The organism is Pseudomonas sp. GW458-11-26-14-LB4 (assembly GCF_059423925.1).
The window spans coordinates 171776-197006 of record NZ_JBWKYU010000007.1; the positions used below are offsets into that span (position 1 = coordinate 171776).

The 25231-nt window shown below is 60.7% G+C and carries 30 protein-coding genes; 17 read left to right on the top strand and 13 right to left on the bottom strand.

Annotation, left to right across the window (positions count from 1 at the left end; translation table 11 throughout):
* The first annotated feature begins 9 nt into the window (after positions 1–9).
* The 3 genes from AC07XZ_RS11665 (at position 10) to AC07XZ_RS11675 (ending at position 2088) form a co-directional block, all read left to right on the top strand.
* Positions 10–615: an arylesterase gene (locus AC07XZ_RS11665; protein WP_007955652.1), complete on the top strand. Its 606-nt coding sequence runs from the start codon at positions 10–12 to the stop codon at positions 613–615.
* A 57-nt stretch (positions 616–672) separates the two neighbouring features.
* Positions 673–966, top strand: a complete 294-nt coding sequence (locus tag AC07XZ_RS11670) for a hypothetical protein (protein ID WP_007955656.1) — start codon at positions 673–675, stop codon at positions 964–966.
* 150 nt (positions 967–1116) lie between these two features.
* Positions 1117–2088: a L,D-transpeptidase family protein gene (locus AC07XZ_RS11675; protein ID WP_102686461.1), complete on the top strand. Its 972-nt coding sequence runs from the start codon at positions 1117–1119 to the stop codon at positions 2086–2088.
* Between the two features lie 123 nt (positions 2089–2211).
* On the opposite strand, the gene oprI is transcribed toward AC07XZ_RS11675, so the two are convergent.
* Positions 2212–2463 carry an outer membrane lipoprotei OprI gene (gene oprI, locus AC07XZ_RS11680; protein WP_003183784.1) on the bottom strand — a complete coding sequence of 84 codons (252 nt, stop codon included), beginning with the start codon at positions 2461–2463 and terminating at the stop codon, positions 2212–2214.
* Between the two features lie 639 nt (positions 2464–3102).
* Between oprI and AC07XZ_RS11685 the strand changes: the two genes are divergently transcribed.
* Entirely contained in the window at positions 3103–3384 is a 282-nt protein-coding gene (locus tag AC07XZ_RS11685) for a GNAT family N-acetyltransferase (protein ID WP_007955658.1), read from the top strand.
* 67 nt (positions 3385–3451) lie between these two features.
* Here the strand turns inward: AC07XZ_RS11685 and AC07XZ_RS11690 are convergent, their stop codons facing one another.
* Both AC07XZ_RS11690 and AC07XZ_RS11695 read right to left on the bottom strand, forming a co-directional pair.
* Complete coding sequence (locus AC07XZ_RS11690; RefSeq protein ID WP_011335309.1) at positions 3452–4528, bottom strand: 3-deoxy-7-phosphoheptulonate synthase; 1077 nt, start codon at positions 4526–4528, stop codon at positions 3452–3454.
* 145 nt (positions 4529–4673) lie between these two features.
* Entirely contained in the window at positions 4674–5102 is a 429-nt protein-coding gene (locus AC07XZ_RS11695; RefSeq protein WP_007955677.1) for a PilZ domain-containing protein, read from the bottom strand.
* Between AC07XZ_RS11695 and AC07XZ_RS11700 the strand changes: the two genes are divergently transcribed.
* The 5 genes from AC07XZ_RS11700 (at position 5101) to cysB (ending at position 9059) form a co-directional block, all read left to right on the top strand.
* Entirely contained in the window at positions 5101–5487 is a 387-nt protein-coding gene (locus tag AC07XZ_RS11700) for a thioredoxin family protein (protein WP_085744977.1), read from the top strand. The genes AC07XZ_RS11695 and AC07XZ_RS11700 overlap by 2 nt on opposite strands.
* Positions 5484–6440: a putative 2-dehydropantoate 2-reductase gene (locus AC07XZ_RS11705; RefSeq protein ID WP_173892740.1), complete on the top strand. Its 957-nt coding sequence runs from the start codon at positions 5484–5486 to the stop codon at positions 6438–6440. The genes AC07XZ_RS11700 and AC07XZ_RS11705 overlap by 4 nt, the downstream gene beginning before the upstream one ends.
* Positions 6441–6463: 23 nt before the next feature.
* Positions 6464–7369, top strand: coding sequence for a 5'-nucleotidase (locus tag AC07XZ_RS11710; protein ID WP_007955682.1), 906 nt, complete (start codon positions 6464–6466; stop codon positions 7367–7369).
* 98 nt (positions 7370–7467) lie between these two features.
* Positions 7468–7971: a universal stress protein gene (locus tag AC07XZ_RS11715; RefSeq protein WP_007955683.1), complete on the top strand. Its 504-nt coding sequence runs from the start codon at positions 7468–7470 to the stop codon at positions 7969–7971.
* Between the two features lie 113 nt (positions 7972–8084).
* On the top strand, positions 8085–9059 hold the full coding sequence (cysB, locus tag AC07XZ_RS11720) for an HTH-type transcriptional regulator CysB (RefSeq protein WP_007955684.1): 975 nt from the start codon (positions 8085–8087) through the stop codon (positions 9057–9059).
* A gap of 8 nt (positions 9060–9067) precedes the next feature.
* On the opposite strand, the gene AC07XZ_RS11725 is transcribed toward cysB, so the two are convergent.
* Positions 9068–9550, bottom strand: a complete 483-nt coding sequence (locus AC07XZ_RS11725; protein ID WP_085744974.1) for a GreA/GreB family elongation factor — start codon at positions 9548–9550, stop codon at positions 9068–9070.
* Positions 9551–9552: 2 nt separating this feature from the next.
* Positions 9553–9960: a hypothetical protein gene (locus AC07XZ_RS11730; protein WP_039770468.1), complete on the bottom strand. Its 408-nt coding sequence runs from the start codon at positions 9958–9960 to the stop codon at positions 9553–9555.
* Positions 9961–10084: 124 nt separating this feature from the next.
* Between AC07XZ_RS11730 and earP the strand changes: the two genes are divergently transcribed.
* Together earP and AC07XZ_RS11740 are read left to right on the top strand one after the other, a co-directional pair.
* Positions 10085–11227, top strand: coding sequence for an elongation factor P maturation arginine rhamnosyltransferase EarP (earP, locus tag AC07XZ_RS11735; protein ID WP_102686459.1), 1143 nt, complete (start codon positions 10085–10087; stop codon positions 11225–11227).
* 48 nt (positions 11228–11275) lie between these two features.
* Positions 11276–11845, top strand: a complete 570-nt coding sequence (locus AC07XZ_RS11740) for an elongation factor P (protein ID WP_007955690.1) — start codon at positions 11276–11278, stop codon at positions 11843–11845.
* Between the two features lie 65 nt (positions 11846–11910).
* On the opposite strand, the gene AC07XZ_RS11745 is transcribed toward AC07XZ_RS11740, so the two are convergent.
* The 4 genes from AC07XZ_RS11745 to AC07XZ_RS11760 form a co-directional block, all read right to left on the bottom strand.
* Positions 11911–12924 carry an alpha/beta hydrolase gene (locus AC07XZ_RS11745; protein WP_085647565.1) on the bottom strand — a complete coding sequence of 338 codons (1014 nt, stop codon included), beginning with the start codon at positions 12922–12924 and terminating at the stop codon, positions 11911–11913.
* Positions 12925–12957: 33 nt separating this feature from the next.
* Positions 12958–13377, bottom strand: a complete 420-nt coding sequence (locus AC07XZ_RS11750) for an organic hydroperoxide resistance protein (protein ID WP_034155242.1) — start codon at positions 13375–13377, stop codon at positions 12958–12960.
* Positions 13378–13650: 273 nt separating this feature from the next.
* On the bottom strand, positions 13651–14115 hold the full coding sequence (locus tag AC07XZ_RS11755) for a MarR family winged helix-turn-helix transcriptional regulator (RefSeq protein ID WP_085744972.1): 465 nt from the start codon (positions 14113–14115) through the stop codon (positions 13651–13653).
* 83 nt (positions 14116–14198) lie between these two features.
* Entirely contained in the window at positions 14199–15155 is a 957-nt protein-coding gene (locus tag AC07XZ_RS11760) for a LysR family transcriptional regulator (protein ID WP_011335300.1), read from the bottom strand.
* A gap of 112 nt (positions 15156–15267) precedes the next feature.
* Here AC07XZ_RS11760 and AC07XZ_RS11765 point away from each other — a divergent pair, with 112 nt between their 5' ends.
* Entirely contained in the window at positions 15268–16017 is a 750-nt protein-coding gene (locus AC07XZ_RS11765; protein WP_102686458.1) for a sulfite exporter TauE/SafE family protein, read from the top strand.
* Here the strand turns inward: AC07XZ_RS11765 and AC07XZ_RS11770 are convergent.
* The gene (locus AC07XZ_RS11770) at positions 16007–16861 is read right to left on the bottom strand and encodes a LysR substrate-binding domain-containing protein (protein WP_007955701.1); all 855 of its coding nucleotides are present in this window, start codon (positions 16859–16861) and stop codon (positions 16007–16009) included. The two genes, AC07XZ_RS11765 and AC07XZ_RS11770, sit on opposite strands and share 11 nt — an antisense overlap.
* 97 nt (positions 16862–16958) lie before the next feature.
* Here AC07XZ_RS11770 and AC07XZ_RS11775 point away from each other — a divergent pair, with 97 nt between their 5' ends.
* Together AC07XZ_RS11775 and AC07XZ_RS11780 are read left to right on the top strand one after the other, a co-directional pair.
* Positions 16959–17174: a DUF1127 domain-containing protein gene (locus tag AC07XZ_RS11775; protein WP_085744970.1), complete on the top strand. Its 216-nt coding sequence runs from the start codon at positions 16959–16961 to the stop codon at positions 17172–17174.
* A 64-nt stretch (positions 17175–17238) separates the two neighbouring features.
* Positions 17239–18486, top strand: coding sequence for a winged helix-turn-helix domain-containing protein (locus AC07XZ_RS11780; RefSeq protein ID WP_102686457.1), 1248 nt, complete (start codon positions 17239–17241; stop codon positions 18484–18486).
* Here the strand turns inward: AC07XZ_RS11780 and AC07XZ_RS11785 are convergent.
* Positions 18483–19829 carry a class II 3-deoxy-7-phosphoheptulonate synthase gene (locus tag AC07XZ_RS11785; protein WP_007955704.1) on the bottom strand — a complete coding sequence of 449 codons (1347 nt, stop codon included), beginning with the start codon at positions 19827–19829 and terminating at the stop codon, positions 18483–18485. The two genes, AC07XZ_RS11780 and AC07XZ_RS11785, sit on opposite strands and share 4 nt — an antisense overlap.
* A 150-nt stretch (positions 19830–19979) precedes the next feature.
* On the opposite strand from AC07XZ_RS11785, the gene AC07XZ_RS11790 reads away from it, so the two are divergent.
* The gene (locus AC07XZ_RS11790; protein ID WP_007955705.1) at positions 19980–20735 is read left to right on the top strand and encodes a spermidine synthase; all 756 of its coding nucleotides are present in this window, start codon (positions 19980–19982) and stop codon (positions 20733–20735) included.
* A 3-nt stretch (positions 20736–20738) separates the two neighbouring features.
* Here the strand turns inward: AC07XZ_RS11790 and AC07XZ_RS11795 are convergent, their stop codons facing one another.
* Positions 20739–21530, bottom strand: a complete 792-nt coding sequence (locus AC07XZ_RS11795; protein ID WP_085744968.1) for a crotonase/enoyl-CoA hydratase family protein — start codon at positions 21528–21530, stop codon at positions 20739–20741.
* Between the two features lie 422 nt (positions 21531–21952).
* Between AC07XZ_RS11795 and AC07XZ_RS11800 the strand changes: the two genes are divergently transcribed.
* Positions 21953–23626, top strand: a complete 1674-nt coding sequence (locus AC07XZ_RS11800) for a DEAD/DEAH box helicase (RefSeq protein ID WP_085744967.1) — start codon at positions 21953–21955, stop codon at positions 23624–23626.
* Positions 23627–23703: 77 nt separating this feature from the next.
* On the opposite strand, the gene AC07XZ_RS11805 is transcribed toward AC07XZ_RS11800, so the two are convergent.
* A complete protein-coding gene (locus AC07XZ_RS11805; protein ID WP_085744966.1) occupies positions 23704–24471 on the bottom strand; it encodes a DODA-type extradiol aromatic ring-opening family dioxygenase in 768 nt (255 codons plus the stop codon).
* Positions 24472–24573: 102 nt separating this feature from the next.
* On the opposite strand from AC07XZ_RS11805, the gene AC07XZ_RS11810 reads away from it, so the two are divergent.
* Complete coding sequence (locus AC07XZ_RS11810) at positions 24574–25227, top strand: thiopurine S-methyltransferase (protein ID WP_085744965.1); 654 nt, start codon at positions 24574–24576, stop codon at positions 25225–25227.
* Positions 25228–25231: the final 4 nt, after the last annotated feature.

Genomic DNA, 25231 nt, shown 5'->3' on the forward strand with positions numbered 1-25231 from the left:
GAGAATCCGATGCGTGTGTGGTTTTTGAGTGCTGGCCTGGCCTTGATGTGCATGGCCCAGAACGCAGCGGCGGGTACAGTCCTGATCGTTGGCGATAGTATCAGCGCCGGTTTCGGACTGGATACCCGGCTGGGGTGGGTGTCGTTGCTCGAACAGCGGCTCAAGACCGAAGGTTTTGACGACAAAGTGGTCAATGCATCCATCAGTGGCGACACCAGTGCCGGAGGCCAGGCGCGGCTGCCTGCGCTGCTTGCAGAGCACAAACCGGAACTGGTGATCCTCGAATTGGGCGGCAACGATGGCCTGCGCGGAATGCCGCCGACGCAATTGCAACAAAATCTTGCTTCGATGATCGACAGCTCCCGCCAGAGCGGTGCCAAGGTGTTGTTGCTCGGCATGCAGTTGCCACCCAACTACGGCAAGCGTTACACGGATGCCTTTGCCGAGGTCTACGGCAAGCTCGCCGAGGAGAAAAAAATCCCGCTGGTGCCGTTTTTCCTCGACGGAGTGGGCGGGCATCCGGACCTGATGCAGGCCGACGGTCTGCACCCGGCGGCGGGGGCTCAGGGCAAGTTGCTGGAAAATGTCTGGCCGACGCTAAAACCGCTGTTATGAGGCTTTTCTAGCGGCAGGCTTTCGGCTAATGTGGCGCCCCCTAATTTGGAGCCCCCGATGCCGCGTTCTGCCTGGTCCCTGTTCGCCTACCAACTGATCGAGCCTGACGAACAGCTGGATCTGTTCGCCTGCCAGGAAGTGCGAGTGCATCTGGTGACCCGTCAACTGGAGCTCGGTGGCTCGGCTGACCGAACCCTGTGCGGCAGTCTGCTGCCGGCGCAACCGCGCTGGTCGAGCGTGGATCGTCGGGTGTTCCAGGATCAGCGCCTGTGTTCGCTGTGCCGGGCGATCCTCGAATCGCAGAAGCGCGGCACCTCGCCGATCTGGCCCGAGTTGCGATTCGAGCTTTAAGCGCAGGCATCTTCCGAATGCAGTCCGGGCGGGCGGCAGCTTCAATCATGAAGAGTTTGCCAGCCCATCGGCGCATCTCCCCGAATTCTCTGGACGCGGTGTACAATCGCGTTCTTATTACCCTTGTCGATCTTGCGAAGGATTCTCCGGATGTTGCCGCGTTTTCCTGCCGTCACCCGCTGCCTGTCTCTTGCCGCCCTGTGTGTGGCCGGTCCCGTTGCTGCACTGGAGTTTCCCCTGCCACCACCCGGTGAAGACATCATCGGCCAGGTGCAGGTGATCAAGGCCAAGTACGAAGACACCTTTGCCGATCTGGGCACCACCTACGATCTGGGCTATTCGGAAATGGTCGCGGCCAACCCGGGCGTCGATGCCTGGTTGCCGGGCGCCGGCACCGAAGTGGTCCTGCCGACCCGCTTCATCCTGCCACCGGGCCCGCGCGAAGGCATCGTGATCAACCTGGCCGAATACCGCCTCTACTACTACCCGAAAGGCCGGAACGTGGTGTACACCTTCCCGCTGGGTATCGGCCGTGAAGGCTGGGGCTCGCCGATCGCGCACACCACGATCACCGCCAAGACGCCGAATCCGACCTGGACGCCGCCTGCCTCGATCAAGGCCGAGCACGCTGCCGACGGTGATCCGCTGCCGAACGTGGTGCCGGCCGGTCCTGACAACCCGCTGGGGCCGTTCAAGTTCACCCTGGGCACGCCGGGCTACCTGATCCACGGTTCGAACAAGAAGTTCGGCATCGGCATGCGCACCAGCCACGGCTGCTTCCGCATGTTCAACAACAACGTGCTGGAAATGGCCGGCATGGTGCCGGTGGGGACTTCGGTACGAATCCTCAACGACGCGTACAAGTTCGGTCGCAGTGGCGGCAAGATCTACCTGGAAGCGCACACGCCGATCGACGACAAGGGCAACCCGTCGGTGGTCGACAAGCACACCGCCGTGATCAACGCGATGCTCAAGCGTGAAGACATCACCAACAACCTGCGCATGGACTGGGATGTGGTGCGTGATGTGGTGGCGGCCGAAGATGGCCTGCCAACCGAAATCGGCACGCCGAGCACCTCGGCGCCGATGGTCTCTAGCGCACCGATCGACCTGCAGCAATAAGCTGAAAGACAAAACCCGCCGAGGCTTGCGCAGCGGCGGGTTTTTTATTGCCCGCAGAAAACTGCAGGCACAAAAAAGCCGACCCAAAAAATGGGTCGGCTTGATAACAATCCCGAAGGACTATTACTTGCGGCTAGCTTTTTCCAGCATGCGCAGAGCACGCTCGTTAGCTTCGTCAGCAGTCTGTTGTGCTTTTTGAGCAGCAGCCAGAGCTTCATCAGCTTTACGGTAAGCTTCGTCTGCACGAGCCTGGGAGCGAGCAGCTGCGTCTTCAGTAGCGGTCAGACGTGCTTCGGTTTCTTTCGATGCGCTGCTGCAACCGGTAGCCAGAACTGCGGCCAGAGCCAGAGCAGAGAATTTCAGAACGTTGTTCATCGTGTTCCCCTTCAAGGACTTTCAATTAAGTGGCTGTCTCCTCCGATTGAGGAAATAGCCGGCGTACATACTACCCATTACTTGTAGTAAGTAAACTGACGTGAGGCAAGAAGCAAAAAAAATTGTAGGCGTTGATTCTTTTTCGAGCAACTTTTAACTGGGCTGTATAAAAAATATCCAGCTGTAAGGCGCGAGATGAGCGAGTTATTGAGAAAAAGTTCCCGTTGTCGTGCGCTGTTTTGCAGGTAACGGCTAAAGTGCGTCTATATGGATTCGTCCACACTTTTGTTGCGAATTTGCGCAGCGCCTCGCATATCTTTGTCCATGTTGAGGTGACTTTAAAACGGGGGGCTCGTCTTAAGTCTCAACATCCGGCGATGTTCAGCCTTTTGGCTCGGGAAGATTGTCTCCCGAACCCGCCCTGAGTCCACCGGAACTGCCCCCCGTCAATCTGCGTGATGACGAGCGTACCTTGAGCATTTTCGCCAATGGTGCCTACTATTTGATACGTGCTCGGGTTGCGCGAGATCGGTGCAGTTCTTCTCGGTGTCCATCAGGCACGGGGTGGCGTAGATGTTCCTTCGCCGGGAAAACATCGGTAAGGTAGGGGTCAGAATTCGAGACCCGCGAGGAGTAGTGATGAGCGAGGCGTTGTCCATCCACCATGACCAGGCTGGTCATCAGTTCGAGACCAATGTGGACGGTCATCGTGCCTACCTGACCTATATGGATCTGGGGAAACAGACCCTGGATATCTACCGCACCTTCGTGCCCAACGCGTTGCGTGGCCGAGGCATCGCGGCAGCCCTGACCGAACGGGCGTTGCAGTACGCCGATGAAATGGGCTACACGGTCATTCCATCGTGCTCCTACGTGGAGCGCTACATGGAGCGTCACCAGCGGCGCACCGCCAAGATCTGACTGACCTCACCGCACACACAAAAACGCCGGGCAATGCCCGGCGTTTTTTATGCCTGCGAAACGGCTGTCAGCCGCGCTGACGTTTCGGCAGGACATCCTTGAGCTTGGCGTGCATGCTGCGCAAGGTGTTTTCGGTAGCGGACCAGTCGATGCAGGCATCGGTGATCGACACGCCGTATTGCAGGTCGGCGAGGTCTTTCGGGATCGCCTGGCAGCCCCAGTTCAGGTGACTCTCGACCATCAGGCCGATGATCGACTGGTTGCCTTCGAGAATCTGGTTGGCGACGTTCTCCATCACCAGCGGTTGCAGGGCCGGATCCTTGTTGGAGTTGGCGTGGCTGCAATCGACCATGATGTTCGGCTTGATCTTGGCCTTGTTCAGCGCCTGCTCGCACAGGGCGACGCTGACCGAATCGTAGTTCGGCTTGCCGTTGCCACCGCGCAGCACCACGTGACCGTAGGCGTTGCCCTTGGTGGTGACGATCGACACGCCACCTTCCTGATTGATACCCAGGAAACGGTGCGGGCTGGAAACCGACTGCAAGGCGTTGATCGCCACGGTCAGGCCGCCGTCGGTGCCGTTCTTGAAACCGACCGCCGAGGACAGGCCGGAAGCCATTTCTCGGTGGGTCTGGGATTCGGTGGTGCGTGCGCCGATGGCCGACCAGCTGATCAGGTCCTGCAGATACTGCGGGGAGATCGGGTCGAGGGCTTCGGTCGCGGTCGGCAGGCCTTTCTCGGCCAGGTCCAGCAGCAACTGGCGACCGATGTGCAGACCGTCCTGGATCTTGAACGAGTCATCCAGGTACGGGTCGTTGATCAGGCCTTTCCAGCCGACGGTGGTCCGTGGCTTTTCGAAATACACGCGCATGACCAGATACAGGGTGTCCGAGACTTCTGCCGCCAGCACCTTCAGGCGATCGGCATATTCGTGGGCAGCCTTGATGTCGTGGATCGAGCAGGGGCCGATCACCACGAACAGACGATGGTCGGTGCCATCGAGAATGTTGCGGATGACCTCGCGACCCTTGGTGACGGTGCGCAGGGCAGCGTCGCTCAGAGGGATATCACGCTTGAGCTGATCGGGAGTGATCAGGGTCTCGTTGGAAGCGACGTTCAGGTCGTTGATCGGTAAATCAGCCATCGTTTACTCGTCAGGTCACGGGTGCCGGCCGCCAGCGATCCCCGCGCGGCGGAGCACAGCGGATTTAAGCGCGTCGGGGAGCCGAACCTTATCGCGTTAGACGCCTGCTAGACAATGGGCAAGTAACTGTTCAGTCCAGCTATGGTTACGCGAAAGCCTTGCGAACGCTGTCGTGGGAGAACTCTTCGGCGTGTTGTTCGACCCATTGCAGGGCTCGCGCCTGGATATCCTGCAGGTCATCGTGGGCATCGTTGATTCGGCAATAGCGCTCGATCTGACACACCTGCTCACCCATTCGCGCGCTGAACAGCGTCTGCTCATCAGTGAATGCAATGCCGACCAGATAACCTTTTTTGCGACGCAGGCACCAGGCCACATAGCCCGGATAGGCGAAATCGGCATTGATGGTCGGCATGCGCACCTGCAAGGCGGTGCCATGGCGCCAGGCACGGTGGTAATTGCAAGCGATGCCGCCGAGGCTGATAGTGTGCAGCCGTTGACGCGAAATACACTCCGGTGTGAGCAAGGTCAGTTCAACGGGCACATCATCCGGATGAGGAATAAACCGTCCCATGAGCACAGACTCCCTGTGTCGGCCATTTGACATTGTTTCCCCCAGTATAGTGGTCGAATCGCAGCTGACCGATTTTGACGCCGACCAACGGCTGCTGGCGATGAACGGCGTTTCGCTGGTGATTTTCACCAGCGTCGGCTGCGCCAGTTGCCGCTATGCCCGCGAAGTGTTGCCGGGGCTCGATCTGGCCGTCGATCGCGTGTGCTGGATCGATGCCGGCGACAACGGCGGACTGGTCGAGCGTTATCAGGTCTTTCATTTGCCGGCGCTGTTTGTGGTGCGCGACGGCGAGTTCTTTGGGGCAGTGCACACGCGCCTGAATGTCGATGAGCTGAACGCAGCCGTGGCGCAGGCGCTGGGTCGAATTGCAGAGGAGTTGCCGTGATGGGAGCAGTGAACAAACCGGTGGTGGGGATTATCGGCACCGGCGCCATCGGAGGGTTTTACGGGGTGATGCTGGCCCGGGCCGGATTCGATGTGCACTTTCTGTTGCGCAGTGAATTTTCCGCAGTCGCCGAGGGCGGCTTGCAGGTGGACAGCGCCGTGCATGGCGCCTTGACGCTGAACCCGGTGCAGGCCTATTCGTCGGCAGAAGACATGCCGCCCTGCGACTGGCTGCTGGTCGGCGCCAAGACCACCAGCAATGCCGGGCTGGCACCGTCGATCATTCAGGCGGCGAAACCCGACGCGAAAGTGCTGGTGCTGCAAAACGGCCTCGACGTCGAAGACAGCTTGCGTGCGTTGTTGCCCGACTCCCTGCATTTGCTGGGCGGTTTGTGCCTGATCTGCGTCCACCGCGAAGGGCCGGGGCAGATCACCCATCAGGCGCTGGGGGCGGTGAACGTCGGTTACCACAGCGGTCCGGCACCGGATGATGCGGCGCGCATGGCAATCGTCGGAGAGGGCGCCGGCCTGTTCCGCGCCGCCGGTCTCGATTCCCAGGCGATGCCGAACCTGCATCAGGCGCGCTGGCAGAAACTGGTTTGGAACATTCCCTACAACGGGCTTTCGGTGTTGCTCGGTGCCGGCACCACGCCGTTGATGGCCGACACTGACAGCCGCGCACTGATTCAGGCGCTGATGGCTGAAGTGGTGCAGGGCGCCAAGGCCTGCGGTCACGACATGCCGCCCGGTTACGCCGAATACCTGTTCATGATGACCGAGAAAATGCCCGACTATTGGCCGAGTATGTACCACGACTTTTTGCACAAGCGACCGCTGGAGCTCGAGGCGATCTACGCTCGTCCTTTGGCGGCGGCAAAAGCGGCAGGCTGCGAGTTGCCGCGAATCGAATCGTTGTATCGCACATTGAGCTTTATCGACCGGCGTAACGTTTAAACCGGTCGCACTGGGGGAAAGGCATGGCCAAGAACATCGATGACAAACTGGTGCTGGCGATCTCGTCCCGTGCCCTGTTCGACCTGAGCGAAAGCCACAAGGTGTATGAGTCGAGTGGCGTCGAAGCATACCGTCAATATCAGATCGATCACGAAGACGAAATCCTCGCGCCGGGCGATGCCTTTCCGCTGGTGGAAAAACTGCTCAACCTCAACAGTCGCCTCGGCCGCGCCCGGGTCGAGGTGATTCTGGTGTCGCGCAACAGTGCTGATACCGGCCTGCGCGTCTTCAACTCCATTGGTCATTACGGCCTGGCGATTTCCCGCGCGGCGTTCGTCGGCGGGCGCAGTCCTTATCCGTATCTGAAGGCCTTTGGTTGCGATCTGTTTCTCTCCACCCATGCCGAAGATGTGCGCGCTGCGCTGGATGCCGGTTTCGCGGCGGCGACCATTCTGTCCGGCGGCGCCAGTCGTGCGGCCAGCGATGAGTTGCGCATCGCCTTCGACGGTGACGCCGTGCTGTTTTCCGACGAATCGGAGCGCGTCTATCAATCCGGTGGCCTCGAAGCCTTCCAGGCCAAGGAGCGTGAATCCGCTCGCGAACCGTTGCGCGGCGGGCCATTCAAGGGCTTTCTCGCGGCGCTCAATCTGTTGCAGCGCGAGTTCTCCGATGAGGAGTGCCCGATCCGCACCGCGCTGGTCACTGCGCGTTCGGCGCCGGCCCATGAGCGGGTGATCCGCACACTGCGCGAGTGGGACATTCGTCTGGACGAGTCGCTGTTTCTCGGTGGCCTGACCAAATCGGCGTTCCTCGAAGCCTTCGCCGCCGACGTGTTTTTCGACGATCAGGCCGGCCACTGCGAGCTGGCCCGGGAAGTCGTGGCGACCGGTCACGTGCCCCACGGCATCAGCAACGAACCGGCGGTCTAAAGCCCACGTGGTTCAAGACGTTGCGTCGCACGCCGTAGTCGTCAAGGCACTGCTAAGCTGAATCAAATCTCCGCCATGTTGGCACGCGAGGAGGTCATATGATTCGTTCGATGCTGTATGCCACTGACCTCGGTCTGTACGCACCGTTAGTGATGCAGCATGCCCTGGCAATGGCGCGAACGTTCAATGCCGATCTGTACGTGGTGCACGCGGTGGAACCCATGGGGCTGTTTGCCGAATCGGTGTTGCAGAGCTATCTCGACGAACAGGCGTTGAACGAATTTCACAGTCAGGGTCTGAAAACCGTCATCGCCAATATCGAGCAGCGGGTGCTCGACAGTTTTCGTGAAGAACTGGGGGACGAGGGCGAGCAGGACTTGCAGCGGATACGCGCGGTGCGGGTGCTGCAGGGCGATCCGTCACAGGTGATTCTCGATCAGGTACAGAAACTCTCCGTCGATTTGCTGATCGTAGGAAGTCACAGCCACGGGGTCGGGGCGGAAACACCTTTGGGGCGAACGGCGGCCCGGCTGCTGCAATTGTCCAAGGTGCCGGTTTATCTGGTGCCGCTGGTGGAGCGTCGGCGTCGGGAGGATCGCTGAGGCAGGAATAATGGCACTTTGATAAAAAAGTTCTAGATTTATTCTTCAAACCATTAATATAGTTATATACCGTCGCTGATGCCCGTGGCGTCTACCTGCTTTGAGGGATTCATATGAAGCTTCAACAATTGCGCTACATCTGGGAAGTGGCGCACCACGACCTCAACGTTTCCGCTACAGCCCAAAGCCTCTACACCTCGCAACCGGGCATCAGTAAACAGATCCGCCTGCTGGAAGACGAACTGGGCGTCGAAGTGTTCGCCCGCAGCGGCAAGCACCTGACCCGCGTCACCCCAGCCGGCGAGCGCATCATCACCACCGCCGGCGAGATTCTGCGCAAGGTCGAAAGCATCAAGCAGATCGCCCAGGAATTCTCCAACGAGAAGAAAGGCACCCTGTCGATCGCCACCACCCACACCCAGGCACGTTATGCGCTGCCGCCGGTGATCAGCAATTTCATCAAGCAATACCCGGACGTGGCGCTGCACATGCACCAGGGTTCGCCGATGCAGATCGCCGAGATGGCCGCTGACGGCACCGTCGATTTCGCCATCGCCACCGAAGCGCTGGAGCTGTTCGGCGATCTGGTGATGATGCCGTGCTACCGCTGGAACCGTTGCGTAGTTGTGCCTCAGGGCCACCCGCTGACCAAGTTGCCGAAGCTGACCCTCGAAGCGCTGGCCGAATACCCGATCGTGACTTACGTGTTCGGTTTCACCGGCCGTTCGAAACTCGACGAAGCCTTCAGCCATCGCGGCCTGACGCCGAAAGTGGTGTTCACCGCGGCCGACGCCGACGTGATCAAAACCTACGTGCGTCTGGGCCTGGGCGTTGGCATCGTGGCGAAAATGGCGGTCGACACCAAACTGGATAACGATCTGGTGGTGCTCGATGCCAGCGAACTGTTCGAGTCCAGCGTGACCAAGATCGGTTTCCGTCGCGGTACTTTCCTGCGCGGCTTCATGTGCGACTTCATCGAGAAGTTCGCGCCGCACCTGACCCGCGAAGTCATGGCCAAGGCCATTCAGTGCCACAACAAGCAGGAACTGGAAGAACTGTTCGAAGGCGTCGAACTGCCGGTTCACTAAGCCCCTGTCTACAGCACCTCGGTGACAGCAAACTGTTGCCGGGTGCCTGCCACCAGAATCTCTACCTCGTCACCCTCGAATTTGCCCAGCAGGCTTTTGCCCAGCGGCGAGCGCGGGGTGATGACGGTAATCGGCTGACCCACCACGTCGACCTTCAAACCTGCCGCATCCGGCGCCAGAAACAGCCATTGTTCACGACCCTTTTCGTCTTCCAGACCGAGCAGGGCGCCGATTTCAATCCCCCGCTGATCGTCATACGCGCGCAGCGTCAGGTTCTGGCACAGCGCCAATGACTGACGAATTTCCTCGACCCGTTTCGCCTGGCCCGCCGCCAGGTACGACGCCTCAAGACCCAGGGTGTCGTACTTGTTTTCGGCGATGTTCTCTTCGTGGGTCGCGGTTTCGTAGGCGGTTTGCGCCGCGCGCTCGGCGATGTCGAGATCGACGCGCAGCTTGTCGAGAATCAGTTGGTGAACAATCTGTTTATTCATGATCAATCGCAGAATTGCAGGACATTGGCGCGGCTTTTTTCGCTCGGGGCCGTCTGATCCTGTTGTAGCCAGAACTGGCATTTGGGATTCGACAGATTACGTGTGCTGCCACGCGCTTGATCCAGACGTGCCTGTTGCTCGTTTTTGCGCAGGTTTTCTTCGTACTGTTCGAACAGGCGGTTTTGTGGCTCAGGTTCTGGCTGCGGCTGGGCGGCTACCGGAGGCTTGCTCAGTTGTTGCACCGCTTCCGCCACTGGCTGCAACTGACGGCTGAAGAGTAGTGAGGCGAGCCAGCAAGTCAGTGCAATGGCCAGGAAACCCAGCCACAGACCCAGGGCAATGCTGCCGGTCAATTGCAGCGCGCTAAGCTGAACAGGCAAGGGGCGACGCGGGTTGGGACGATAGGGCATGGCTGCCTCCTGGCGGATGAATGCGGGCGAGTGGCGATTGTCGCACGAAGATTAATTGCCGTCGGCTCTTCTGCATGGAGACATTTATGCGGACAATCGGCGCTTTTGCCAACGGGAGCCTTGAATGCCGCAACCGAAAACCCGCTGGGACATTTTTTGTACGGTCGTCGACAACTACGGCGACATCGGCGTGACCTGGCGTCTGGCCCGGCAACTGGTCAGCGAGCAGGCAATGACGGTGCGGCTGTGGGTCGATGACCTGCGCGCCTTCGAGCGCATCTGCCCCGAAATCGACATCGGCCTCGATCAGCAATGGCAGCAGGGCGTCGAAGTCCGGCACTGGCCGACCGAATGGCAGGAAGCGGAGGCGGCCGAGGTGGTGATCGCCGCGTTTGCCTGCCAGTTGCCGAGCGTCTACATGGACGCCATGGCCGCTCGGGAAAAACCGCCGTTGTGGATGAACCTCGACTATCTCAGCGCCGAAGACTGGGTGGTCGGTTGCCACGGACTGCCGTCGGTGAAATACAAGTCGGTGCAGAAGTACTTTTTCTTTCCGGGATTCCAGCCGGGCACCGGCGGCCTGTTGCGTGAAAGCGGTTTGCTGGAGCGGCGTCAGCAGTTTCAGCAGGACCCCGAGGCGCAGCGACAATTCCTGCAAGGTCTGGGGATCATTCCTGCGCCCGGTGCGCAACTGATTTCGCTGTTTGCCTACGAGAATGCGGGACTCGCCAGTTGGCTGGATGTGCTCGCCGCTGACTCGATGCCCACTCATCTGCTGGTGCCGGAAGGACGGATTCTCGGCGATGTCGCCAGTTGGCTCGGGGTCGAGTCGCTGGCGGTCGGGGCGAAGCATGTTCGTCAAGCGCTGACCGTGCAGGTGCTGCCGTTCGTCCGGCAGGATCAATACGATCAATTGCTCTGGTGCTGCGATTTCAACGCGGTGCGCGGCGAGGACTCGTTTGTCCGGGCGCAATGGGCGGGGCGGCCGATGTTGTGGCACATCTATCAGCAGGACGAAGACATCCATCTCGACAAGCTCGACGCCTTCCTTGCGCTCTACACAAAAGGTCTTTCGCCCGTTGCCGCCGAGGCGATGAACGGTCTCTGGCGTGCCTGGAGTGCCGGGCAGCCTATCGGCGACCACTGGCTTGAGGCCCGCAAACACTGGCCCGAACTGCAGGAAAATGCCCGCGCGTGGTGTCTGGAACAGGCCTTGCAGGAGGATCTTGCGACGGCGCTGGTACAGTTTTACCGAAATTGGATATGATACGCGGCCTAGATTTTTGTAAATCCCATCCAAATTCGGATATTCGCAATGAAAACTGGTAAAGAACTCAAACCCGGTACCGTGATCCGTATCGACAACGATCCTTGGCTGGTTCAGAAAGCTGAATTCACCAAATCGGGCCGTAACAGCGCGATCATGAAGACCAAGCTGAAGAACCTGCTGACCGGTTACAAGACCGAAACCGTTTACGGTGCGGACGACAAACTGGACGACGTGATCCTGGATCGCAAAGAAGCGACCCTGTCCTTCATCAGCGGTGACTCCTACACGTTCATGGACACCACCGACTACACCATGTACGAGCTGAACGCCGAAGACATCGAAAGCGTTCTGCCATTCGTGGAAGAAGGCATGACCGACGTTTGCGAAGCCGTATTCTTCGAAGGCCGTCTGGTTTCCGTAGAGCTGCCGACCACCATCGTGCGTCAGGTTGACTACACCGAAGGTTCCGCTCGCGGCGACACTTCCGGCAAGGTGATGAAGCCTGCCAAACTGAAGAACGGTACCGAGCTGTCGGTTGCTGACTTCATCGAAATCGGCGACATGATCGAGATCGATACCCGCGAAGGCGGTTCCTACAAAGGCCGTGCCAAATAAGCACTGCTTTTTGCGGAAAGAAAAAGCCCGACCATTGAGTCGGGCTTTTTTGTGCCTGATGAAAATTACTTCTTCAGGTGCTGTTTCAGCTCCTCCGAGGCCTGCAGCATCGCCGAACGCACCGCCGGCACCTGGCTGACCACGTTGAGCAAACCGTAGTCGTGGATCATGCCGTTGTAGCGCACGGAGGTCACCGGCACGCCGGCTTCGTCGAGTTTGCGGGCGTAGGCTTCACCTTCGTCACGCAGCACGTCGGCTCCGGCGGTCTGCACCAGCGCTGGCGGCAGACCCTTCAATTGCGCGGTGGTGGCCCGCAGCGGCGAGGCGTAGATCTCGTTCCGCTGGTTGGCGTCGGTGGTGTAGTTGTCCCAGAACCACTTCATCATGTTGCGAGTGAGGAAGTGCCCCTCGGCGTACTGGTTATACGAACCGGTGTCGAAATTGGCATCGGTCACCGGCCACAGCAGCACTTGGAATTTGATTGCCGGAGTGCCTTTGTCTTTGGCCATCAGGGCGACGACTGCCGCCATGTTGCCGCCAACGCTGTTGCCCGCCACCGCCAGACGCTTGCCGTCGACGTTGATCTCTTTACCGTGTTCGGCCACCCATTTGGTCGCGGCGTAAGCCTGGTTGATCGCCACCGGGTAATGCGCTTCCGGCGAAGGGGTGTAGTTGACGAACACCGCCGCCGCACCCGAGCCGACCACCAGATCCCGCACCAGACGTTCGTGGGTCGGGAAATCCCCCAGTACCCAGCCGCCGCCGTGGAAGAACATGAACACCGGCAGCTCGCCCTTGACCCCGGCCGGCCGGACGATGGTCAGGCTCAACGGTTGGCCATCGACCTGGATGGTCTTCTCGCTGACGTCCGCTTTGGGCAGCGTCAGTTTGACCCCGGACTGCGCGCCCGTCAGCACGGCGCGGGCATCCTTGGGCGTCATCTGTTCCATCGGTTTGCCGGTGCCGGCATTCAGCACATCGAGAAACGCCTGGGTGTTGTGTTCAACCTCCCCGGCAAATGCGCTGTGGATGGACAGGGCGAGAAGGGTACCGGTCAAGACTTTGCTGAAAGTGTTCATGTTCATTTCCTGTACGGGCCTGAGTGTCAGTGATTACACGGTGACGTGCAGACGCACATCAACGTTGCCGCGAGTGGCGTTGGAGTACGGGCAGACCTGGTGGGCAGCGTCGACCAGGCTTTGTGCGTCTGCCTGTTCCAGGCCTGGCAGACTGATGTGCAGGTCGATGTCCAGACCGAAACCGCCAGGAATCTGGCCGATGCCGACGTGAGCGGTGATCGAGGCGTCGTCCGGAATTTTGCGTTTGGTCTGGCTGGCGACGAATTTCAGGGCACCGATGAAGCAGGCCGAGTAGCCGGCGGCGAACAGTTGCTCAGGGTTGGTAGCTGCGCCGCCGGCACCGCCGAGTTCTTTCGGGGTGGCGAGTTTGACGTCGAGGATGTTGTCGCTGGAGATCGCACGACCGTCACGGCCGCCAGTGGAGGTTGCGATTGCGGTGTAGAGAGTTTGCATAGTGTGAGCCTCATTGAGTGTGGTTCGTTGCGCTAATTGTTTGCGCGCTAACTAGGTGCGAAGTAAATGTACTTCGCTAATATTTAGCGCGCAAGATAAATTTTTTGAAGAACGCGCGAATGGTCACTTGGATCGGGTAGGGTCGTGATCCCAAGCTTTTGATATAGAAGGTTTTTTTAGTGTGAAACGAGAGGAAAAAAATTTTCGGGGATCAGCGGGGAAGGTGCGATTAGCCTGCAGGCGCAAGGCTGCGCCCACAGGAAAGGGGGAGTTTTAAGCGAGACTGTCCTGCAAATGACCACGCAAGGCCTGCAACTCGGCTTGCAGATTTTGCAGACGTTCCAGGGTGAAGCCGCTGGCCCCCAGAATGCACTGCGGAACGGTTCGGGCCTTGTCTTTCAAGGCGTGTCCTTGGGCCGTCAGTTCAACGATCACCACGCGCTCATCTTCCCGGCTGCGGGTTCGGCTGAGCAAGCCTTCACCTTCCAGACGTTTGAGCAGCGGGGTCAGCGAACCCGGATCGGTCAGCAGGCGCGTGCTGATTTCTCCGACGGTTAAACCATCCTTCTCCCACAGCACCATCATCGCCAGGTATTGCGGATACGTCAGGCCAAGCGCTTGCAGCAGCGGCTTGTAGACCTTGGTCATCATCAGCGAAGTGGAATGCAGGGCGAAGCAGGCCTGATTGTCGAGCAGCAGCTCTTCGCAGTGATCGGAGGTGTCGCGGTCGGTGGTCATGTCAGTGCCTTGAACGGTGATGCAGTTGAATCTAGCGCTCGAATCTTTAATGCGCCAGACAATTGTGCCCGGTGGCGAATCGGTCAGTGCCGGCCCAGTTCCCGCTGCAGGGCCAGATCCCACGGCGGCACGGGGCTGAACCGGGTCTTGAGGTATTCCAGCAGCAAGCGACTGCGGGAGCTGGCCTGTTGCTCCAGCCGCAGCGCGTAGATGCCGGTGCTCTCCGGTTTTGGCAGGCCGTTTTCACAGAACAGCGGCAGCAACTCGCCGCGCAGCAGGTATTCGCTGGCCAGCCAGGTCGGCAGATGCGCGATCCCGAGTCCCGCGAGCGCACCGCAAACCAGCGCCTCGGCGTTGTTGGCGCTCATGCGCACCCGCGCCGGACGATGCAATTGCATCTGCCCGTCCTGTTCGAAGCGCCAGGCGAAGGGCGGGGCAAGACCGTCCCAATCCAGACCGTCATGTTCACTCAATTGCGCTGGCTCGCTCGGCACGCCTCGGCGCTTGAGATAATCGGGGCTGGCGCAGGCGATGCGCACCATGCTCGCCAACGGTGTGGCGACCAGCCGGGTGTCGGCCATCTGCCCGGCGCGCAATACCAGATCGACCTTGCCCAGGTTCGAACCGTCCATGTCCACGAAGCTGTCGATCAGATGCAGCTGCACGTCGAGCCCCGGATACAGCACCAGAAAATCGGCAATCACTGGCGCCAGATGCCGGCGCCCGAATGCCGCCGGCGCATCCACCCGAATCAGACCCTCCGGCGCGCTGCTCAGGGACACCGCTTCCGCCCGGGCCAGTTGCAGCTCGGCAACGATCCGTCGCGCCCGTTCGGCAAACGCCAGACCCGCCGGCGTGGCGCGCACCGCGTGAGTGCTGCGGATGAACAACTGGCTGCCGACAGCGCTTTCCAGACTGTCGATACGCCGGGCAACGGCGGACGGCGTCAGCGGATGTCGGCGTGAGGCGGCGGAGAAACTGCCACTTTCCAGCACATCGAGAAACAGCCCGAGTTGTTCGGTCAATTGATTGGGATTCATGAATCAGTTCAGTGCCTATGCGGATTTGGCACAGCCATTGTGCGTTGCTGTGCGTTTCCGTGCCAGCGTCGACTGCGTAGGATGAGTCGCCTGACGTTTGAGGAATTCTGCTGTGATCGAGTTTTTGCTGTACCTGTTGTTTGGCGCCGCCCTCGGCACGCTGGGTGGGATCTTCGGCATCGGTGGTGGCTTGATCGCCATTCCGCTGCTGGGCGTGTGGTTCGGGCTCGATCAGCAGATCGCCCAAGGCACGGCGCTGGTGATGGTGGTGCCGAACGTGATGCTGGCGCTGTGGCGTTATCATCAGCGCAATCGCATTGAGCTCCGGCATGCAATGCCGTTGGCGGTGATGGGATTCTGTTTCGCGTGGATCGGCTCGATCTGGGCCGTGGGCATCGACGCGCAAACCATGCGCATCGGCTTTGTCGCGTTCCTCGTGGCGTTGTCGGCCTACAACCTGGTGCGCATGTTTGGCGCGCGTCCGGCAGCGACTTCCGAGATGCGTTATTCATGGCCGTGGCTGGGCGTGCTCGGCGCGGCGTCGGGCACCATGGGCGGCTTGTTCGGTGTCGGTGGGGCGGTGGTGGCGACGCCGGTGCTGACCAGCCTGTTCGGCACCACTCAGGTGGTTGCCCAAGGCCTGTCGCTGGCGCTGGCGTTGCCGAGCACCGGCGTCACGCTGGTGACGTACGCGGTGCACCACGAAGTGGACTGGATGATCGGCCTGCCGCTGGCCATTGGCGGTCTGGCCAGCATCAGCTGGGGCGTGAAAGTGGCCCACGCGATGCCGGAAAAACTCCTGCGCGGGCTGTTCTGCGGGTTCCTGGTGCTGTGCGCGGTGATGCTCGCCTTTAAAGTTTGAAGCCTTCGACGATGTGCTCGGCCAGGCATTCGGTGATCGGCGAGGGATTGTTGAGGTTGCGGATCAGCATGATGCTGGCCTCGGGCAACAGCGGCAGATCTTCGGCGGCGCCGAGAATGCGCAGATCCGGGGTGATCAGGCTTTCCAGTTGCGCGGTGATCGCCAGACCCGCGCTCACCACTGCCATCAGCGCCGACAGGCTGGTGCTGTTGTAGGCGATCCGGTATTCGCGGCCCATCGCGTCCAGCGCATTGCACGCCCACAGGCGGCAGAAGCAATCACTGTTGAACATCGCCAGCGGCAACGGCGTCTGCTCGTGGGCACTGAAATTCTGCGCCTCGGCCCAGACGAAACGCTCCTTGCGCAGCAACTGGCCAATCTCGTTGCCCGGCTCGCGGGTGACGATCGACAGATCCAGATCCGTGCGCTGCAGCAATTGTTTGGTCGACTCGCAATGCACTTCGATCTGGATCAAAGGATAGAACTGGGCGAAGCGCGACAGGATCCCCGGCAGAAACCGCATCACGTAATCGTCCGGCGTACCGATCCGCACCGTGCCGACCATGTGCGGCTCGCGCAGGGTATTGAACACTTCGCTGTGCAGTTTCAGGATGCGCCGCGCGTAGCCGAGCAACACCTGGCCTTCGGCGGTGAGGCGCACCTGACGCCCGTCGCGCTCGAACAACTGGCGCTGCAACACGTCCTCTTCCAGACGCTTCATCTGCATGCTCACCGCCGATTGGGTGCGGTTGACCATTTCGCCGGCACGGGTAAAACCGCCCTGATCGGCAATCGCGACAAAGGTGCGCAGGACATCGGTATCGATACTGGGATATGCCGACAATTGATGAATCTCCGTGATGCATGCCATCAGAAACATTCGTTGGATTGATCGTAGCGCCGGCGCGAGACTTGAGCCATCCCTAAAGGAGGGCAACACGATGAAAGGTCAAAAAGTCTATGTGAGCGATGACAGAGTGCCGGTCCATCTGATTACCGATTTGCTGCACAAGTTTAGTCGCTGGTACGAACTTCACCGCGAACGCGAGTTGCTTGCCAGTCTGAGCGACGAAGCGTTGAAGGACATCGGGGTCAGCCGTGCCGATGTCGAACATGAGTCGGTGCGGCCGTTCTGGGATGATCCGATGCATAAATGATGAGGCCATTGCTACACAAACCACTTTCAGGTGAGGTAGGTTGCGAGCAGACATGGAGGAACACATGCCCGCGACATTGTCCTTTTCCCTTAAACAGGCTCGACGTCTGGCACTGGCTGCCCAAGGGTTTCACGGGCGCCAGCCGCCGGCTGTCAAGGCGATGCACGTCAACCGGCTGATCGAACGCCTCGGCCTGTTGCAGATCGACTCCGTCAATGCCGTGGTGCGCTCGCACTACCTGCCGCTGTTCTCCCGTCTTGGTTCCTACTCTGCTGACTTGCTCGACCAGGCTGCCTGGAGTTCGGGGCGTCGTCGTTCGCTGTTCGAATACTGGGGCCATGAGGCGTCGTTGCTGCCGCTGTCGATGTACCCGCTGATGGGCTGGCGCATGCAGCGGGCCAGACGTGGTGAAGACATCTATCAGCAACTGGCGCGGTTCGGTCGCGAGCAGCAGGACACCATTCGCCGGGTGCTGGCGTCGGTCGAAAAGCAGGGCGCACTGGGCGCCGGCAGCCTGTCGACCCGCGAGGAAAAGGCCGGGCCATGGTGGGACTGGAGCGCGGAAAAGCACGCCTTGGAATGGCTGTTTGCCGCTGGCGAAGTCACCGTCGCCGGACGCCGTGGTTTCGAGCGTTTGTATGACTTGCCCGAGCGGGTGATTCCGGCTTCCGTGCTGCAACGGCCATTGCCCGATGAGGCCGAGGCGCAGCGCGGTTTGTTATTGCATGCAGCGCAGGCGCTGGGTGTCGGCACGGAAAAAGACCTGCGTGATTACTTCCGCCTGAATCCCTCTGATGCCCGCCCTCGTCTGGCCGAACTGGTCGAGGACGGGCAACTGCTGACCTGCGAAGTCGCCGGTTGGCGCCAGATTGCTTATTGTCTGCCCGAGCCGAAAATCCCGCGCAAGGTCGAGGCCAGTGCATTGCTGTCGCCGTTCGACTCCCTGATCTGGGAGCGCAGCCGGACCGAGCGGCTGTTCGATTTCCGCTATCGGCTGGAGATTTACACGCCGCAGGACAAACGGGTCTACGGCTATTACGTGTTGCCGTTCCTGCACAACGAACGGATTGCCGCGCGGGTTGACCTGCGCGCCGAACGAGCGGCGGGGCGACTGGCCGTGCATGCGGTGCACGAGGAAGAAACGGGGCTGGACGAGGCGGGGATGCTGGCGCTGGCGCTGAACCTGCGGCGCATGGCGGACTGGTTGGGGCTTGAGCACGTGCAGCTCAATTGTCAGCGGGAAAGTGCGGGGCGATTGCGGGTGGCGTTGGCTCAAGTCGAAAACGACCGAGCCAACGTCATCGCGATTTAGCGTTTGACCTGTTTCAGCGTCTCGGCAATCAAGAACGCCAGTTCCAGCGACTGATCGGCATTCATCCGTGGGTCGCAGTGAGTGTGATAGCGATCCGACAAGCCATCTTCAGTGATTGGCCGCGCGCCACCGATGCACTCGGTAACGTTCTGCCCGGTCATTTCGATGTGGATACCGCCGGCGTAGCTGCCCTCCGCTTCGTGAACCTGGAAGAACTGCTTCACCTCGCCAAGAATCTGCGCGAAGTCGCGGGTCTTGTAGCCGCTGCTGGCCTTGATGGTGTTGCCGTGCATCGGGTCGGAACTCCACAGCACCTGCTTGCCTTCGCGCTGCACCGCGCGGATCAGCGCCGGCAGGTGATCGCCGACCTTGTTCGCACCCATCCGTGCGATCAGGTTGAGGCGGCCCGGATCGTTGTCCGGGTTGAGCACGTCGATCAGGCGGATCAGGTCGTCGGGGTTCATGCTCGGGCCGACTTTCACCCCGATCGGGTTGTTCACCCCGCGCAGGAATTCGACGTGGGCGCCGTCGAGCTGACGGGTGCGGTCGCCGATCCACAGCATGTGCGCCGAGCAATCGTAGTAATCGTTGGTCAGGCTGTCGCGGCGCACGAAGGCTTCTTCGTAGTTCAGCAGCAGCGCTTCGTGGGCGGTGAAGAAACTGGTTTCGCGCAATTGCGGCGAGCTGTCCATGCCGCAGGCACGCATGAACGCCAAGGTCTCATCGATGCGATCGGCGAGGTGGCTGTACTTCTCGGCCAGCGCCGAGTTGGCGATGAAATCGAGGTTCCACTTGTGCACCTGATGCAGGTCGGCAAAACCGCCCTGGGCGAAGGCGCGCAGCAGGTTGAGGGTGGCGGTGGACTGGTGATAGGACTGCAGCAGACGCTCCGGATCCGGTACGCGGCTGGCCGAGTCGAAACCGATGCCGTTGACGATGTCACCCCTGTAGGCCGGCAAGGTCACGCCGTCGATGGTCTCGTCGTTGGCCGAGCGCGGCTTGGCGAACTGGCCGGCCATGCGCCCGACCTTGACCACCGGGCAGCCGGCAGCGAAGGTCATGACGATTGCCATCTGCAGCAACACTTTAAAGGTGTCGCGGATCTTCGCGGCGGAGAACTCGGCGAAGCTTTCCGCGCAGTCGCCGCCCTGCAGCAGGAACGCCCGGCCCTGGGTGACTTCGGCAAACTGACGACGCAGCTCGCGTGCTTCGCCGGCAAACACCAGCGGCGGGTAGCTGGCCAGCGTCTGCTCGACCTGGCGCAGATGCGCGGCGTCGGGGTATTGGGGTTGTTGCTGGATCGGCAGGGCGCGCCAGCTGTCAGGGCTCCAGGGTTGGCTCATCACGGTCTCTAAGGTTCTACGCACGGACGGCCATGTTAGCAGCAATTAGTGCGTGACCTGCTCCCGCCGCTTCGCCGACAATCGCCGCTTTGCCACGGCACCATAGCGGTGCCATCGCGTCACCGCGCCCGGTGACCACCAGGAGACGAAATGACTGAGGAGCGCGTCGAGCTGTTGCTCGCCGAGGTACAGGATGAGTTCGGCGTGATTCGCGTGCTGGAAGTGGCCGACTACCGCTTTCTGGAGTTCGGCGATGCGATCGAGCAAAGCTGCGTGTTTACCGCCGACCCGAGCTGGCTGGAGTACGACTACACCCGGGCGATGCTGATCGGCGCGCTGTGCCATGAGCAACCGGAGAGTGCGCTGTTCCTCGGGCTGGGCGCGGGGACGTTGACCCAGGCCTGCCTCAAGTTCCTGCCGCTGGAAGATGTCGAAGCCATCGAGCTGCGCCCGGACGTACCGCGTCTGGCCATCGAATACCTCGGGCTGGATGACGATCCACGGCTGTACATCCGCGTCGGCGATGCCCTCGAACTGCTGCCGACGGCTGAGCCGGCGGATCTGATCTTCGTTGATCTGTACACCGATGTCGGCCCCGGCGCCGGGCACCTTGCGTGGAATTTCCTCGGTGACTGTCAGAAGCGTCTGAATCCTGGCGGCTGGCTGGTGATCAACCAATGGGCCACTGATGACGGCAAACCGTTGGGCGCGGCGCTGCTGCGTGGCCTCTATCACCGGCATTACTGGGAACTGCCGGTGAAGGAGGGCAACGTCATTCTGATCGTGCCGGCGGATCTTGATCAGGTGCTGGACATGCAGGCGCTGACCGCCCGGGCTGAAGCGCTGGCGCCGAAGCTGGGTTACTCGTTGCAGACGTTGATCAACTGCATCCGTCCGGCGACCTGATCTTCAAAGGCCTTTGAAAACGCCGGGCCTGCGCTCCACCAGCGAGCGCACACCTTCCTTGGCGTCTTCAGTGGCCAGCAACTTCTTCACCAGCGGCGGCAAGCTCTTAGCCGCCGCAGTTTCACCTTCATAGCGCGCCTGACGCGCCGACATCAGCGTCGCCTGCACGCCCAACGGCGCCTGTCGGGCGATTCGCTCGGCCAATTCGATGGCGCGTGGCAGCAAGTCTTCGCTGGCCATGACTTCCTGCACCAGACCCAGGCGCAACGCATCATGGGCATCAAACTCGTCGCCGGTCAGCAGCCAGCGCATCGCATTGCCCCAGCCGGCGACCTGATGAAAGCGTAACGTCGCGCCGCCGAACGGAAAGATCCCGCGCTGCACTTCCATCTGGGCGAACCGAGTGTTGCTCGCGCACAGGTTGATGTCGGCGGCGAGCATCAATTCGATGCCGATGGTCAGGCAATAACCCTGCGCCGCGACGATCACCGGTTTGCTGACCCGTGGCCCGACGAACACGCCCCATGGATCGCAACCACCGGGCGGCACCTGCCAGCCCTGGGCGAGGGCGGAACTGGCGTTGACCAGATCGAGCCCGGCGGTGAAATGCTCGCCATGCCCGAACAGCACCGCCACCCGTGCGTCGCTGTCGGCCTCGAATTCACCGTAGGCCAGGGCCAGGTCGTTGAGCAGGTCGAGGTCGAAGGCATTGCGCTTGGCGGCGCGGTCCAGGCCGATCAAATGCACGTGACCGTGGCGCGCACGGCTCACGCGGCCGGGGCAGGGCTGATTCATGGGTGTTTCCTCGCAGGGGAAGAAAAGGTGCAGCGACCAGATGCCGCACGTCGGTGAATCGTTTAAGCGCCATCGCCCGCAGGGCCGGGGTCTTTGAAAAATAGACCTTTGCCCGATTATCCGCAAAACCCCGTTACACAGCGGTGACAACTGTATTTCGCCGATAAAAAAAGCTCCCTTTTTGGGCAAATTCCGGTATAGTGCGCGCCGGCCTTTAACCGGGCCGCGTTTAGGTAGCGCAATTCCCCGAAGTCAGCTTCGGCTGCACGTCCGCACTGCGGGCTCTTCCTTGACGATTCTTTTTCATTCATTCGTTTTCGCAAATCCCCGCCGACAAAGCTGCCAGGGCGACTCTTGAGTCTCAACACGGCATGTGCAGCTTTGGAGCATGGGTCTTTGCGGATGCACTTAGAGGCAGACCCATGACCCAGGAAATCGGCGGCTTCGCCGCTCTTGAACTTCATCCCAATATTGTCGCTGCAGTAGTCGCTACCGGCTATGAAGAGCCTTCGGCCATTCAGCAGCAGTCGATCCCGATCATCCTCGCCGGTCACGATATGATTGGTCAGGCGCAAACCGGTACCGGTAAAACCGCTGCCTTTGCCCTGCCTATCCTGCACCGCATCGATCCGTCCAAGCGCGAGCCGCAAGCTCTGATCCTGGCCCCAACTCGTGAGTTGGCGCTACAAGTTGCAACCGCTTTCGAAACCTACGCCAAGCAAATGCCGGGCGTGACTGTTGTGGCTGTCTACGGCGGCGCGCCGATGGGCCCACAATTGAAAGCAATCCGTAATGGCGCACAGATCGTTGTCGCCACTCCGGGCCGTCTGTGCGACCACCTGCGTCGCGACGAAAAAGTACTGCAGACCGTGAACCACCTGGTTCTCGACGAAGCAGACGAAATGCTCAAACTGGGCTTCATGGACGACCTCGAAGTCATCTTCAAGGCCATGCCGGAAACCCGTCAGACCGTATTGTTCTCGGCGACCCTGCCGCAATCGATCCGTGCCATCGCCGAGCGTCACCTGCGCGATCCAAAGCACGTGAAGATCCAGAGCAAGACCCAGACCGTTACCGCGATCGAACAGGCTCACCTGTTGGTTCACGCTGACCAGAAGACTTCTGCCGTTCTCAGCTTGCTGGAAGTGGAAGATTTCGACGCTCTGATCATGTTCGTGCGCACCAAGCAAGCGACCCTGGATCTGGCCAGCGCCCTCGACGCCAAAGGCTACAAAGCCGCCGCGTTGAACGGCGACATCGCCCAGAACCAGCGTGAGCGCGTCATCGACTCGCTGAAAGATGGCCGTCTGGACATCGTTGTAGCGACCGACGTTGCCGCCCGTGGTCTGGACGTTCCGCGCATCACCCACGTTTTCAACGTGGACATGCCGTACGATCCGGAATCCTACGTGCACCGTATCGGCCGTACCGGCCGTGCCGGTCGCGAAGGCCGCGCGCTGCTGCTGGTGACTCCGCGTGAGCGCCGCATGCTGCAAGTGATCGAGCGTGTGACCGGTCAGAAAGTTGCCGAAGTGCGTCTGCCGGACGCCCAGGCCGTTCTCGATGCCCGCATCAAGAAACTGACCAACAGCCTGTCGCCGCTGGTGGCTGACGCCGAATCGACTCACGGTGATCTGCTGGATCGCCTGACCGCCGACATCGGTTGCACCCCGCGTGCCCTGGCTGCCGCTCTGCTGCGCAAGGCCACCAATGGTCAGGCGCTGAACCTGGCAGCGATCGAGAAGGAACGTCCACTGGTGCCGAACAGCGCACCGCGTGGCGACCGTCCTGAGCGTTCCGGTGATCGTCCGGAACGTGGTGACCGCGAGCGTCGTGCGCCAATGCCTTTGGGCGAAGGCCGTGCCCGTTGCCGTACCGCGCTGGGCGCGCGTGACGGTATCGCGGCGAAAAACCTGCTGGGCGCCATCCTCAACGAAGGTGGTCTGGCACGTGAAGCCATCGGTCGCATCCAGGTGCGTGACAGCTTCAGCCTCGTCGAGCTGCCGGAAGATGGTCTGGACAAGCTCCTGACCAAACTGAAGGACACTCGCGTTGCCGGCAAGCAGCTGAAACTGCGTCGCTACCGCGAAGATTGATCCGCCTCTGGGCTGATTGATCGAACATAAAAAATCCCCGACTGGTTCGGGGATTTTTTTTGCCTGCGATTTGGGCATCAGCCGAAGCGGTAGATGTCCATGCCCAGTGCGCCCATGGTGAAACCTTGATGGGCAATGCTGAAGTCGCCGCCAGCGCCGCGGGCAAAGTACAGCGGCAGCAGATGCTCGTCACTCGGATGGCTGCGCACGGCGTTCGGTGCCTGCTGGCGGTAATCGTGCAGGGCGGCTTCGTCGTTGGCGGCGAGCTTGTCGACAATCCAGTCGCGGAAATCCCGGGCCCATGGCTCGACGCTTTCCGGGCCGGCGTGCCAGTCCAGTTCCCGCAGGTTGTGGGTGATGCTGCCGGAGCCGATCAACAGAATGCCCTGTTCGCGCAGACTGGCCAGCGCTTGACCGACGCGGTTCTGCAACGCCGGGCCGCCACGGCTGGGCAGGGAAACCTGAACCACCGGGATGTCGGCTTGCGGGTACATCAGCGAGAGCGGCACCCACACGCCGTGATCGAACGGTCGTTGCGGGTCGAGACGCGCCGGCAGGTTGTTGGCGGTCAGCAGATCGGCAACCTCGCGGGCCATTTGCGGATTGCCCGGTGCCGGATACTGCACTTCATACAGCGCGCGGGGGAAACCGCCGAAGTCGTGCCAGGTTTCCGGTTGCGCGTGGCTGCTGACCAGCAGCTCATGGCTTTCCCAATGGGCGGAAACGATGACGATGGCTTTCGGGCGTGGCAGTTCGGCTGCCAGCCGCGCCAGGGCCGGGCCACTGGCACCGGGCTCCAGCGCCAGCATGGGCGAGCCGTGAGAGATAAACAGGCTGGGAAACATGGAAGGGTTCCTGAGCGTTAAGATGACCCATCTTCAGTCAGTTCATTGATCTAATTCCAATATAAGTTTTAACGTCTTTTGATCGAATTCTTAGGAGGATGCATGCAGCCGGAGTTTTGGCACAAGAAGTGGGAATCGAACCAGATCGGCTTTCACCAGCCTGAGGTGAACCCTTATTTGCAGCGGCACTGGCCTGATCTGGCCATCCCGTCGCAGGCGCGTGTGTTGGTGCCGTTGTGCGGTAAAAGCCTGGATCTGCTGTGGCTTGCCGGCCGTGGTCATCAGGTGCTCGGCGTCGAGCTGTCGGAAAAGGCCGTGGAAGACTTCTTTCTTGAGCAGCAATTGCAGGCGCAGGTGAGCGAGCAGGGCGACTTCAAGGTTTATCGCGCCGGGTCGATCGAGTTGTGGTGCGGGGATTTCTTCTCGCTGACGGCGGCTGACGTGGCGGGCTGCACCGCGTTGTACGACCGGGCGGCAGTGATTGCCTTGCCGCAAGCGATGCGCGAGCGTTATGCGGCGCACTTGCAGGGTCTTTTGCCGACATGCCGAGGGCTGTTGGTGACGCTGGATTATGACCAGTCGCAGATGCCCGGGCCGCCATTTTCCGTAGACGATGCCGAAGTGCAGCGTTTGCTGGGCAGTGTCTGGCGTGTCGAGATGCTGGAGGAGCAGGATGTGCTGGGTGAAAGCTGGAAGTTCGTGCAGGCCGGCGTAACTCGGCTGGAAGAGCGGGTCTACCGGATTTCCGGGGCGTAATCGA